This window comes from uncultured Lutibacter sp., assembly GCF_937891065.1.
Lineage (GTDB): Bacteria > Bacteroidota > Bacteroidia > Flavobacteriales > Flavobacteriaceae > Lutibacter.
In genome coordinates this window covers 1-13,072 of the sequence record NZ_CALAEQ010000157.1, presented here as the reverse complement: position 1 = coordinate 13,072, position 13,072 = coordinate 1, and the positions used below count along the sequence as shown (strand labels likewise).

Genomic DNA, 13,072 nt, shown 5'->3' with positions numbered 1-13,072 from the left:
TTACCCAACGTAATAAATTCCAAACTGAACCAGCTTTATCATTTGTTCCAGATCCACGAGCACCACCAAAAGGTTGTTGTCCAACCACGGCACCAGTAGGTTTGTCATTAATGTAGAAATTACCGGCTGCATTTTCTAATTTATTGGTTGCTATATCAATTACGTAACGGTCACCACTAAAAATTGCACCAGTTAAAGCAAATTCTCCTGTTTTATCAACAACATCTAATATTTCTTCCCATTGCTCGTCTTCATATATGTAAATGGTCATAATTGGGCCAAATAATTCATTAACCATTGTTTTATATTGAGGGTTTGTTGTTACTATAATTGTTGGTTCAATAAAGTACCCAACTGAATCATCATAACCACCACCAACAATAATTTCGGCATCAGCATCTTTTTTAGCTTCTTCAATACAACCAGAAAGTTTTTTGAAGGCTCTATCATCAATTACCGCATTTATAAAGTTTGAAGTATCTTCAGGAGTTCCCATTTTAAATGACTTCACATCTTTTATAACCGATTCTTTAATAGCTGGCCATAAACTTTTTGGTAAATAAGCTCTTGAAGCAGCTGAACATTTTTGCCCTTGGTATTCAAAAGCACCTCTTGAAATTGCTGTTGCAACTTCTTGTGCATTTGACGAAGGGTGTGCCCAAATAAAATCTTTTCCACCAGTTTCCCCAACAATTCTTGGGTATGTTTTATACAAATCCATGTTTTTTCCAATAGTTGCCCAGAAACTGTTAAATACTGGTGTAGATCCTGTAAAGTGAACTCCAGAAAAATCAGCACTATTTAATAAAACATCTGTAATAGTTCCTGAATTACCAGTTACCATATTTATAACACCATCAGGTAAACCGGCAGCTTTAAACAACTCCATTATTACTTGAGCAGAATATACTTGAGATCTTGCAGGTTTCCATATAATTACATTCCCCATTAAAGCAGGTGCAGCAGGTAAATTACCAGCAATTGCAGTAAAGTTAAATGGAGTAATAGCATATACAAATCCTTCTAATGGACGGTATTCCATACGGTTCCAAATCCCAGGAGAAGAAATAGGTTGATTGTTATAAATTTCAGTCATAAACTGAACGTTAAAACGTAAAAAGTCAATTAACTCACAAGCTGAATCAATTTCTGCCTGCATTACATTTTTAGACTGTGCAATCATAGTTGCTGCATTCATTTTATAACGGAATGGTCCAGCTAATAAATCTGCAGCTTTTAAGAAAATTGCAGCTCTGTGTTCCCAGCTTGTTGCAGCCCATTTTACACGTGCTTCAGCAGCAGCTTTTACAGCTAATTCAATATGTTCTTTTTCAGCAAGGTGGTATTTTCCAACACAATGTTTATGATCATGTGGTGGGTTAATATCAACTGTATTTCCTGTTCTGTATTCTTTTCCTCCAATATAAAAAGGAATGTCAACTTGTTCTTTGTACATTTTTTTGTACGTATCTAACAATGCTTTACGTTCTGGAGATCCCGGAGCGTATGACTTTACAACTTCGTTAATTGCATTTGGTACTTTATAAAATCCTGTAGCCATTATATTATTTTTTAAAGGTTTTTCTGATTAAATTTGACATGCAAAGTTACAAAATATGATTTACTTTTTTTAATCTAAACTAATACTCAATATTCAAATTTTAATAGCATGTGTACCGTTACTTTTTTGCCCTTACCTAACAATAATTTTATTTTAACTTCTAATAGAGATGAACAACGGTTACGTGAAACATTTGCACCAAAAAAGTATTTGGAAAATGGTGTTGAGATGTTATTTCCGAAAGATAAAACTGCTGGAGGCACTTGGATTGGTACAAGTTCGAAAAACAGATTAATATGTATATTAAATGGTGCTTTTATTAAGCATAAAAGAAAAGAAACTTACAAAAAAAGTAGAGGTATTATTGGTAAAGAAATATTGCAAACAGCTAATTTTATTGAATACATTGATAGCTTAAACTTAGAAGAAATTGAACCTTTTACCATGGTGATTGTTGATTGGAATGAAAACCAATTAAATTTATATGAATTAATTTGGGACGAACATCAAAAGCATTTTACAAAATTAAAGAATGAAGCTAAAATTTGGTCATCTTCTACTTTGTATAAGAATGAAATAAAGGGATTAAGAAAAATTTGGTTTCAAAACTGGGTAGCGGAAAATAAATTCACTTCTTCAACTATATTAAAATTTCATCATTCAGAAATTGGAGATAAAGAGCAATCGGTTTTAATGAAACGCTCTTATGTTGAGACGGTAAGTATAACTTCAGTAATAAAAGAAAATAATACTATTGAAATGTTGTATGAAGATATAATTCATCAACAAAAAACAACATCAACTTTTTAACCTACAGCAAAAGAAAGTATTGAAACAATGGTAAATCCTATAATGCCTAAAAATAGGTAAAAACTGTTTAATAGCATAAATTTTAATATTGTTTTAAATCTTTTCTGTTTATAAAAATAACGTAGCGCTTTGTATAAATAGAGTAAAAATAAAATTACCAATACCCAAGAATAAGATTCTAATTCAACAAATAAGTTGAGTAAATAAAAAATTACAAACAGCAAAAAGAATACAGTTTGAGTATGAAATACAAATACTAAATGCTCCATATAAGTAAACTTTCTTCTAAAATAAACGGCTTTTAAAAACAGTGTAAAAATTGGCAGAAAAATAAATAGAGAAATTGAGATATATGAGGTGAGTTTTTTAAAGTAACTTTTACCACCGTCAGACTGAACCTGTTTTATATTCTTTGTGATATTTATAACTTCTTGATAGTAAAATGTATTCCAAAATGTTTTTTCGTAGCCTAAACTATCCAAAGCTTGTTCATTATTGTAATTTGGAAATTTATCATTGAAGTGGTAAAGATCATTAATTTTATTAACTATTCCAATGTTTTTAATAGTGTCATTTTTAATATGGTAGGCATATTCTTTTTCCGATTTTTCATCCTCATTAATTAACCTAAAAACACTTCCTAGATCTGTAGCAACTTTTACTTTCGAAGAATCATTAGGGTTTGCTTTAATAATTTCTTCTTTAACATTTGTTAAAATTGAATCTAGCTGTTTTTTTTCTTTTTGAGAGATTGAATCTAAGTTTTTTGTGGCTGCAATAATGTTATTTACTGAGTTTTTATTTTTATCTGAATTGATAGTCAATCCTACTATTAAAAAGAAAATAATAGAAATATTTAAATATAATTGAAATGGGTTTACAAATCGAGCTCGTTTACCTTCAATATATTCTTTTGAAACTTTTCCTGGTTTTGTTAATAAAGGAATAAATGTGTTCCAAAAACGTGAGTCGTATGAAAAGAAACCAGATATTAAATTATTTATGAAGTAGCCAAAGTTTAATTTTTTAATGGTGTTTTTTTGTCCGCAAAATGAGCAAAAATTTTCATTTCCAGTAAATGGTTGTCCGCAGTTTAAGCATTCTAATCCTTTAGTTTCAATGAGTTTCTGATTAACTTTTGGTTTAAATTTTAGAATGCTAAATTTCATAGGTTATTTTTTAGTTGTGTACTTTTTATAGAGCACACATTTTCTAATTTGAGTTAAAATTAATAAAACTTCATTTCATTTATTTTAGTTGCTAATATTAGGAACTATTAATTGAAATGTTGGAATGTATACTTTAAATATTTTTGTGGTTGCAAAATTTACCATATTGTAAAAGCCAGACATAGCGCCAATAGGAGAAGTTAAAAAACAGTTAGAGGCATAGGTATGTATTTGACCTGGTTTTAAAATTGGTTTTTTGCCAATAACTCCAGAGCCTTCAACTATTTCAATATTGTTTAATGAGTCAAAAATTTTCCAATGGCGTTCTAAAAGTTGTACGGTTTCATTGCTTTGATTTTCAATAGTAACCTGATAACTAAAAACATAGTATAGTTTATAATTCCTATAACTTGTGGTTTGGAAATTAGAAATTACGGAAATTTTTATGCCATTTGTTACTTGTTGTACCATAGCTATTTACCTGAGAAATGAATAACTTCAAATATACTAAAAATTCTAATAAATTAGTTGTTTATTTTTTCTGAATTTCCAAAGCCAACACCAATTACTTGTGTGTATCTACTTCCAAATTTTGTATAATAAACTAAAACGGTATAATCATTTTCTGTTTGGTAATAAGAACCATCAATATCGCAATTGTTTAGGATATTATTTTCAGTTTTAGTCATATACTGATAATTATAAAATCCTTGTTTTAGAAGGAGAGAGGCTTCATATAAACCAGTTTCTGTATTGTAATTGAGTTTATTGGTTTCGTTTAACTGCCAATTGTTGAAATTTCCGCTAATGTAAAGTTCTTTACCTTCAAGATTTTGTGAGGTTTTTAAAGAAAAGTAAACCCAACTATAATCAGCATCGGTATTGCTATTTATACCTTGCAAAGTTCTAATAATAAAATTCCCATTTACATCAGGAAATAAGGTGTAAGGTTTATCAACTCTTTCTTCATTTGTATATAAATATGTATTGTAAAGTTCATTCCCTAATTCAACATTTGCAATATTTAAAGTAGAACTTCTAATGACCTTAGAATCGAAATATAAAAATTCGTTTCCTCCCCAAAAACTGGTTTCTTTGTTGTATTTATAAAGTAATTGAGTACCTCTATAAAATTGAGGTTTTAATCCGCTTATTGCTGTTTGCCAATTGTTATTTTGAAGAATAACAGGCACTATTTCTTTATCAGGATTGTTAATTCTAAAGTTTGGGTTGTTGATAATAAATTCAACCGATTGTTTTGTATTAATGGTTGAGATATCTCTGCTTTTATAAACAGTAACACCAACAGTTACTTTTGGTTCGTAAACCACAAAATGACGCTTAAAAACAATTTCATCATCATCGTTTAAAACCGTTAGCAAATAGTTTCCTGAAATTTTAATTTTGGTATTCTCGTTTGGAATAGTTAAGGTATAATTTGTGTAAGGTTGCAGCGTATTAAAAGAATTTTCATAATTCCGAATTCTATCTTCAGCATATCCTTGAATAAATTCAGATTCAGATAATTCTGAAGGTTCCCAATCTATACTGCAATGTTCAATTTTGTAGGTGTAATCTTCTTCATTGGCATTTAAATCATCAAATGAAAGGTTAATTCTTTCTCCAAGTCTAATAATTGGTGTGTATGTATTTGAAACGGAAGATTTAAATACTATGGATTTAATATTATCAGGCTCCGTAAAATTAGATTGTGAAAAGCCTAATTGAACAAAATAGTAAAAACAGAAAAGTAAAAAATATTTTTTCAAAAAAATAGGTTTTTAGTGTTGATATTATCAATATGTATACCAAAAGACAAAGTGTAAAAGTAATAAAACTAAAATTGATTTAGAATGATTATTAATGTTACATAAAAACTTGATAAAAATCATAAATCCTAAGTTAGAAATTGTTATTTTTGCTCCGTTTTTAAAGACTATTAAATAAACTATAAATATGTCACAGGACATTCAAATTAAAAAAGGTTTAGACATTAAGCTAAAAGGTGAATCTGAAAAAATCACTGAAAATGCTTTGTTTAGTAATGTTTATACATTGAAACCTGAAGATTTTCACAGTATTATTCCAAAACTCTCAATAAAAGTTGGTGCTAAGTTAAAAGCTGGGGAATCGGTTTTTTATAATAAAGCCAATGAAGAGATTAAATTTCCTTCGCCAGTAAGTGGTGAGGTAATTGATATTGTACGTGGTGAAAAAAGGAAAATATTAGCAGTTAAAATCCAAGCTGATAGTGAACAACAATTTTTTGATTTTGGAATAAAAGATCCAAAAACAATGAAAGCTGATGCCATTAAAAGTCATTTGCTAGCTTCTGGTTGTTGGCCATTTATAATGCAAAGACCTTATGCTGTAATTGCAGATCCTGCAAAAACACCTAAAGCAATTTTTATTTCTGCTTACGCGAGTGCTCCTTTAGCAGCTGATTACGATTATGTATTGGCGGGAAAAGAGAATGAGTTGCAAGCAGCGGTTACTGTTTTAAGTAAATTAACTTCTGGTGAAGTTCATGTTTCTGTAGGGAAAAGTGCTAACTCACCATTTGAAGGATTAAACAATATTACACTTCATAAAGTTTCAGGGCCGCATCCTTCAGGAAATGTTGGTACTCAAATTGCGAAAATTGACCCTGTAAATAAAGGTGAAGCTGTTTGGACTATTGCACCTCAAGATTTAGTAATTATTGGAGAGTTATTACTAACAGGTAAATTTAATGCTGAACGTATTGTTGCTTTAGCTGGTTCATTTGTTACAACTCCTAAATATTACAAAACTAAAATTGGAGCTACTATTTCTTCAATTGTAGATGGTAAATTAAAAGAAGGAAATTCAAGAATTATTAGTGGAAACGTTTTAACGGGAACCACTCAAGATTTAAAAGGAAACTTAGGTTATTATAACAATATGATAACGGTAATTCCAGAAGGAGATGATTATGAGTTTTTTGGATGGACAATGCCTGTTTTCAAAAAGATTTCAACTTCTAGAGCACTTACTTTTTCTTGGTTATTCCCTAATAAAAAGTTTGATTTAAATACGAATACGAATGGAGAGCATAGAGCATTTGTTGTTACTGGTAATTATGAAGAGGTTTTTCCTTTAGATATTTATCCAATGCAAATTCTAAAAGCTTGTATGTATAAAGATTTAGATGAAATGGAGCAATTAGGAATGTACGAAGTAGCTCCTGAAGATTTTGCTTTAACTGAATTTGTTTGTGTTTCCAAACAACCACATCAGGAAATCATAAGAAAAGGTTTAGACTTAATGTTAAAAGAAATAGGATAGGTTATGGGATTAAAAGAAAAATTACATAATATAAGAGGAAAAGTTAGTGGAACAAAATGGCAAACTATGTTTGGTGCTGTTCATACACTTTTTTACACTCCAAATGAAACTACACATTCAGGAGGTCATATAAAAGGTGCTGATGATTTAAAAAGATTAATGACAAATGTTATAATACCTTTAATTCCGGTATTAATTTTTGCAATGTTTAATGTTGGGTTTCAACAGAATATTGCAATTAATGGGTATCAAGAAGGAATGTCATTCTTTAGCGGAGAATTCTGGAATTTTGATAATTTCTTAATTGGGGCTACTAAATTAGTTCCTCTATTACTTGTTTCATATGTTGTTGGTTTAGGAATTGAAATTATTTTTGCAACAATTAATAACCACGAAGTAGAAGAAGGTTATTTTGTTTCAGGAATGTTAGTTCCATTAATTATACCAATTGATACACCACTTTGGATGCTTGCAGTTGCAGTTGCATTTGGAGTAGTTATTGGAAAAGAAGTATTTGGAGGTACTGGAATGAATATTTTAAACCCAGCTTTAACAATACGAGCATTTTTATTCTTTGCATATCCAACTTGGATGAGTGGAGATAAAGTATGGGTAGCTGGCGCAAAGGAAAGAGCTAGTGAAATTGTAGAAGGAGCTAATCTTGATGCTATTTCAGGGGAAACAATTTTAGGAAGTTTAGCACAAGGAAAAGAATTTGCATACTCAACTTGGGATATGTTTTTTGGTTTTATTCCGGGATCAGTTGGTGAAACATCGGCTTTCTTAATACTATTAGGAGGTTTATATTTAATATTTACCAAAGTAGGTAGTTGGAGAATTATGCTTTCTGCTGTAATTGGATCTTTAGTAATGGGACTTATTTTTAATGCAATTGTAGATGCGGGAATAATAAACGAAACTAGTAAGTTTTATGGCTTAATGAGTACTGAATTTTGGCATCATTTATTACTTGGTGGTTTAGCCTTTGGTGTTGTATTTATGGCTACAGACCCAGTGACAGGATCACAAACAAATAGAGGGAAATGGATTTATGGTTTCTTAATTGGATTTATTTCAATATTGATACGTGTTTTCAACCCAGCATATCCAGAAGGTGTAATGTTAGCAATTCTATTGATGAATGTATTCGCTCCAACTATTGATCATTATATAGTACAGAGTAACGTTAAAAGAAGGCTAAAACGTTTAAAAGCAAAAACAGTATAACAATGGCAAAAAACACAGAGAGTAACCTATATACAATACTTTTTGCAACCGGAATGGTTGTAGTAGTAGGAGCATTACTAGCTTTTTTAGCATCATCATTAAAAGAAAAAATTACTGAAAATAAGCGTATAGAAAAACAACAAAATATTTTATATGCTATGGGTGTGAATGAAAATGACGAAACTAGCGTTGAGTTTGTTTCAAAAAGCATTGTAGGTAGTGAGTTTTCAAAATATATTACCAAACAATTGGTAATTACAGGAACTGATGCTGTTGAAGATGAAAACGCATATTTAATAGACCTTAAAAAAGAAGAAGCAGCCTCAAAAGCTGAAAATAGAGAGCGTAAATTACCATTATTTATAGGGAATAAAGAGAATGTTCAATATTACATTATACCAGTAAGAGGTAAAGGTTTATGGGATGCAATTTGGGGTTATGTAGCAATAGATAATCAATTGGTAGTTCAAGGTGTATATTTTGACCATGCTGGTGAAACACCAGGTTTAGGATCAAACATAAAAGAACGTTTTTTTATGGATGACTTTAAAGGAGAGCATTTTTTAGATGGAGATTTATTTAAAGGAATTTCTGTTTCTAAAGGAAATGCTGATCCAAAAAACTTGGATAAAACAGATTTTGAGGTGGATGCAATAGCAGGATCAACTATTACAGGTGATGGTTTAGCAGCAATGCTGAAAAAGGATTTAAAAATGTATGTGCCTTATTTAAAAACATTAAAGCAATAATTTATGGGACTTTTATCAAAAAAAGATTTAAAATTAATAACAGATCCTTTAGCAGATGATAATCCTATTACTATACAAGTATTAGGTATTTGTTCTGCATTGGCAATTACGGCAGAGTTGAAAGCTTCTATTGTAATGTCTGTTGCAGTATTATTTGTTTTAGGAGTTGGAAACGTAGTTATTTCATTAATGAGAAATATTATTCCATCTAAAATTAGAATTATAGTTCAATTAATTGTTGTTGCTACCTTAGTAATTATTGTTGATTTAGTATTAAAAGCTTTTGCTTATGAATTAAGTAAAACACTTTCTGTATTTGTAGGTTTAATTATTACAAACTGTATTATTATGGGTCGTTTTGAAGCATTTGCTTTAGCAAACGGACCTTGGAAATCATTCTTAGACGGAATAGGAAATTCATTAGGATATGCTGTTATATTAATAATTGTTGGATTCTTTAGAGAACTTTTAGGTTCAGGAACATTATTAGGAATAAAAGTATTAGGTGATCCTATTGAAAAAACAGGTGTGTATGCTTTTGGTTATGAAAACAACGGATTTATGTTGTTGGCTCCAATGGCATTAATTACTGTAGGAATTATTATATGGGTACAACGTTCAAGAAACACATCATTAATTGAAGATAACTAAATAATATGGAACATTTAGAATTATTTTTTAAAGCAATATTTATTGATAACATGGTATTTGCAACATTCTTAGGAATGTGTTCATACCTAGCCGTATCTAAAAAAGTATCAACAGCTGTAGGTTTAGGAGCCGCTGTTATTTTTGTAATGGCTATCACAGTGCCTTTAAACTGGCTATTAGATAAGTACATATTACAAGAAGGAGCACTTAGTTGGTTAGGTGAAGAATATGCAGTATACGATTTAAGCTTTTTATCTTTTATTATGTTTATTGCAACCATTGCAACAATGGTGCAATTAGTTGAAATAATAGTAGAGAAATTTTCTCCAGCATTATACAATTCATTAGGTATTTTTCTGCCTTTAATAGCTGTAAACTGTGCAATTTTAGGAGGGTCATTATTTATGCAATCTCGTGAGATACAAACTTTAGGGTTAGCATTTAATTATGGAGTTAGCTCAGGTATTGGTTGGTTTTTAGCAATTTTAGCAATTGCTGCTATTCGTGAAAAAATTAGATATTCAAATGTGCCTGCTCCGCTAAGAGGATTAGGTATTACATTTATTATTACTGGTTTAATGGCAATTGGTTTTATGAGTTTTGGAGGGATGTTAACAGGTGGTGATGAAGAAGTAGTGAAAGAAGAAACAGCTTCAATTGAAACTTCTGTGAAAGTTAATGAACCTACATTAGAAGAAGAAACAATTAAAGTAATTGATAGTGTTTCTGTTGACGAATTAGAAATTAAAGAAGAAGAATAATGATATTAGCAGTAAATACATTAGGAACAATTATAGCAACAGTAGCAGCATTTTTAGTGATAACACTTTTATTGGTTGCACTCTTATTATTTGTAAAACAAAAATTATCACCATCAGGCCCTGTGAAAATCAGAATTAATGGTGAAAAAGAAATTGTAGTAGCTTCTGGGAGTTCATTATTGACAACATTAAGCGCTGAAAAAATATTTTTACCTTCAGCATGTGGAGGAGGTGGTACTTGTATTCAATGTGAATGTCACGTTCATTCGGGTGGAGGTGAAGCATTACCTACTGAAACTCCTCACTTTACTCGTAAACAATTAAAAGATGGCGCTCGCTTATCTTGTCAGGTAAAAGTGAAGCAGGATATGGATATATCTATTCCTGAAGAAGTTTTTGGAATTAAAAAATGGGAAGCAACTGTTGTTAGAAATTACAATGTAGCATCATTTATTAAGGAATTTGTAGTTGAAATCCCTGAAGATATGGGATACAAAGCAGGTGGTTATATTCAAATAGAAATACCGGCATGTGATATTGATTTTAAGGATATGGATATTACAGCACACCCTAAAGAACATGAAACTGCAGATAAGTTTCAGATGGAGTGGGATAAATTTGGTTTATGGGATCTTAAAATGTCTAATAAGGAACAAGTTGAAAGAGCATATTCTATGGCTTCTTATCCTGCTGAGGGAAGAGAAATTATGTTAAATGTGCGTATTGCAACTCCACCTTGGGATAGAGCTAAAAACGGTTGGATGAGTGTAAATCCAGGTGTTGCTTCATCTTATATTTTCTCTCGAAAAGCAGGTGACAAAGTTATAATATCAGGTCCTTATGGTGAATTCTTTATAAATGAATCTGAGTCAGAAATGTTATACGTTGGTGGTGGTGCTGGTATGGCTCCAATGCGCTCGCATTTATATCATTTATTTAATACACTTAAAACAGGTAGAACAGTAACGTATTGGTATGGCGGGCGTTCTAAACGTGAATTATTCTATGCAGAGCACTTTTATAAATTAGAAAAAGAGTTTCCAAACTTCAGATTTTATTTAGTCTTATCAGAACCAATGCCAGAAGATAATTGGGTGAATAAAAAAGATTTTACTGATAAAGAAGGAGATGGATTTACAGGATTTGTGCATCAAGCAGTTATTGATGAATATTTATCTAAACATGAGTCTCCAGAAGATTTAGAGTTATATTTCTGTGGACCTCCATTAATGAATAAAGCAGTTCAAAAAATGGGTGAAGACTTTGGTTTAGCTGATGAAAATATTCGTTTTGATGACTTTGGTGGGTAACTTTTTTAGAATTAACATGTTACACTGAGCTTGTCGAAGTGTTTTATAATAAATTAAAATCCGGTACTTTTGTATCGGATTTTTTATTTAATTTTTATTCAAAAATGAGCAGACAACTGACAAAACAAGAAATACATAACCTAGCAATGAATATTGTAGGGAAAGATTTGGAAGTCAAAGGGTACGAATTTATAGCTATAAATAGCCAACTTAAAAGGAATCCTCAATTTGTGTGTATAGATAGAAATAACACACGATATTTTGTAATAGTTAAAATAGCTCCAATTTCAGAATTCGCAATAGCATTTGATGTTATTTGGATGGAAACGTTTAAAAAACATGCTAGAATTAATGATGCTAAGGTAATATTTGCAGGTGTTGGAATTGGGAGCAAGGAAAATAAAAATAGATTTCCCAATTTCAATGAAGAATATTTATTACAATATGAAGGGTTTCAATTCTTAGATATAGAATTGAATTAATAAAAAAAACACGCCATTGGCGTGTTTTTAAATAAATTTAAGATACTAATTACTCAACTTTACTTTCCATTAATTTAAAGAACTGATCTAATTTAGGCATTAAAACAATTCTAGTTCTTCTGTTTCTAGCTCTACCTTCAACAGTATCATTAGTTTCCAAAGGCATATATTCACTTCTACCTGCAGCAATTAAACGGCTTGGCTCAATGTTAAAATCACCTTGAAGTACTCTAATAACAGATGTTGAACGTTTAACACTTAAATCCCAGTTATCTTTCATATCTGCAGTACTAATTGATTTGTTATCTGTATAACCTTCAACCATAACTTCTAATTCAGGTTGTGCAGCAATAACCTCAGCAACTTTTTTCAATACTTTTTTTGCATCGTTTGAAATAATATGGCTTCCACTTTTAAATAATAATTTGTCTGCAATTGAAATGTAAACCACAGTTTTTTCAACATCAATTTGAATGTCTTCATCATGGTAGCCATCTTTCAACACACTTTTTAATTTAAAGCCTAAAGCTAAATTAAGAGAGTCTCTTTTGGTAATAGCTTTCTGAATATATTTAATATATTCATCTTTTTTCCCCATTTGAGATAATGTTTCTTTAATGTTATCAGAAGCTGATTTAGATAACACTGTTAAATTATCAACATATTCTAATGTTTTTTCTTTGTCCTTTTTTAAATCAAGTACTCTTTGTTCAAGAGCAGAAAGTTTACTTTCACTTTCTATTCTACATTTCATTAAGTCAGCTTTAGTATCAACTAATTCCTGGCTTTTTTTGTTATAATTTCCTTCCAATTCTGTGTATTGTTTTTTAGATACACATGAACTTAACACAACTGAAGTTGTGATTAACAATACCAATAGTTTTTTCATAAGTTATAAGTTGTTTTATTTTTGTGTAAAATTAATTAAAAGATGATTACAATAATATATTTTTATAACATTTATGAAGAATTTAAGAAATATTTTCAAACTATATTTGTAACCTTATTCTTTAAGAAAAATTTGTAAAAATGAAAAAAACTAAACA

The 13,072-nt window shown here is 30.3% G+C and carries 13 protein-coding genes; 8 read left to right on the top strand and 5 right to left on the bottom strand.

All coding sequences use genetic code 11. The features are described 5' to 3' along the window. On the bottom strand, window positions 1-1,561 hold a 1,561-nt coding region (gene pruA / locus Q0352_RS08640; protein ID WP_299526691.1), incomplete at its 3' end, for an L-glutamate gamma-semialdehyde dehydrogenase. A gap of 108 nt (window positions 1,562-1,669) precedes the next feature. Here pruA and Q0352_RS08635 point away from each other — a divergent pair. Continuing rightward, entirely contained in the window at window positions 1,670-2,371 is a 702-nt protein-coding gene (locus tag Q0352_RS08635) for an NRDE family protein (protein ID WP_299526688.1), read from the top strand. Here Q0352_RS08635 and Q0352_RS08630 read toward each other — a convergent pair. From Q0352_RS08630 to Q0352_RS08620, 3 genes are all read right to left on the bottom strand, one after another. Continuing rightward, window positions 2,368-3,540, bottom strand: coding sequence for a DUF3667 domain-containing protein (locus tag Q0352_RS08630; RefSeq protein WP_299526685.1), 1,173 nt, complete (start codon window positions 3,538-3,540; stop codon window positions 2,368-2,370). The genes Q0352_RS08635 and Q0352_RS08630 overlap by 4 nt on opposite strands. Before the next feature lie 84 nt (window positions 3,541-3,624). Beyond that, entirely contained in the window at window positions 3,625-4,011 is a 387-nt protein-coding gene (gene apaG / locus Q0352_RS08625; protein ID WP_299526683.1) for a Co2+/Mg2+ efflux protein ApaG, read from the bottom strand. A 53-nt stretch (window positions 4,012-4,064) separates the two neighbouring features. Beyond that, a complete protein-coding gene (locus Q0352_RS08620) occupies window positions 4,065-5,309 on the bottom strand; it encodes a DUF5103 domain-containing protein (protein WP_299526681.1) in 1,245 nt (414 codons plus the stop codon). 187 nt (window positions 5,310-5,496) lie between these two features. On the opposite strand from Q0352_RS08620, the gene Q0352_RS08615 reads away from it, so the two are divergent. From Q0352_RS08615 to Q0352_RS08585, 7 genes are all read left to right on the top strand, one after another. Then, window positions 5,497-6,846, top strand: a complete 1,350-nt coding sequence (locus tag Q0352_RS08615; RefSeq protein ID WP_299526679.1) for a Na(+)-translocating NADH-quinone reductase subunit A — start codon at window positions 5,497-5,499, stop codon at window positions 6,844-6,846. Window positions 6,847-6,849: 3 nt separating this feature from the next. Further along, the gene (locus Q0352_RS08610) at window positions 6,850-8,073 is read left to right on the top strand and encodes an NADH:ubiquinone reductase (Na(+)-transporting) subunit B (RefSeq protein WP_299526677.1); all 1,224 of its coding nucleotides are present in this window, start codon (window positions 6,850-6,852) and stop codon (window positions 8,071-8,073) included. Between the two features lie 2 nt (window positions 8,074-8,075). Continuing rightward, window positions 8,076-8,822: a Na(+)-translocating NADH-quinone reductase subunit C gene (locus Q0352_RS08605; RefSeq protein ID WP_299526674.1), complete on the top strand. Its 747-nt coding sequence runs from the start codon at window positions 8,076-8,078 to the stop codon at window positions 8,820-8,822. 3 nt (window positions 8,823-8,825) lie between these two features. Continuing rightward, complete coding sequence (locus Q0352_RS08600; protein WP_299526672.1) at window positions 8,826-9,473, top strand: NADH:ubiquinone reductase (Na(+)-transporting) subunit D; 648 nt, start codon at window positions 8,826-8,828, stop codon at window positions 9,471-9,473. A 5-nt stretch (window positions 9,474-9,478) separates the two neighbouring features. Continuing rightward, window positions 9,479-10,234: an NADH:ubiquinone reductase (Na(+)-transporting) subunit E gene (gene nqrE, locus Q0352_RS08595; protein ID WP_299526670.1), complete on the top strand. Its 756-nt coding sequence runs from the start codon at window positions 9,479-9,481 to the stop codon at window positions 10,232-10,234. Beyond that, window positions 10,234-11,544: an NADH:ubiquinone reductase (Na(+)-transporting) subunit F gene (nqrF, locus tag Q0352_RS08590; protein WP_299526668.1), complete on the top strand. Its 1,311-nt coding sequence runs from the start codon at window positions 10,234-10,236 to the stop codon at window positions 11,542-11,544. Before nqrE ends, nqrF begins: the two co-directional genes overlap by 1 nt. Before the next feature lie 104 nt (window positions 11,545-11,648). After that, on the top strand, window positions 11,649-12,026 hold the full coding sequence (locus Q0352_RS08585; protein ID WP_299526666.1) for a Na(+)-translocating NADH-quinone reductase subunit F: 378 nt from the start codon (window positions 11,649-11,651) through the stop codon (window positions 12,024-12,026). Between the two features lie 49 nt (window positions 12,027-12,075). Here the strand turns inward: Q0352_RS08585 and Q0352_RS08580 are convergent, their stop codons facing one another. After that, on the bottom strand, window positions 12,076-12,915 hold the full coding sequence (locus Q0352_RS08580; RefSeq protein ID WP_299526664.1) for an OmpA family protein: 840 nt from the start codon (window positions 12,913-12,915) through the stop codon (window positions 12,076-12,078). Between the last annotated feature and the right edge of the window lie 157 nt (window positions 12,916-13,072).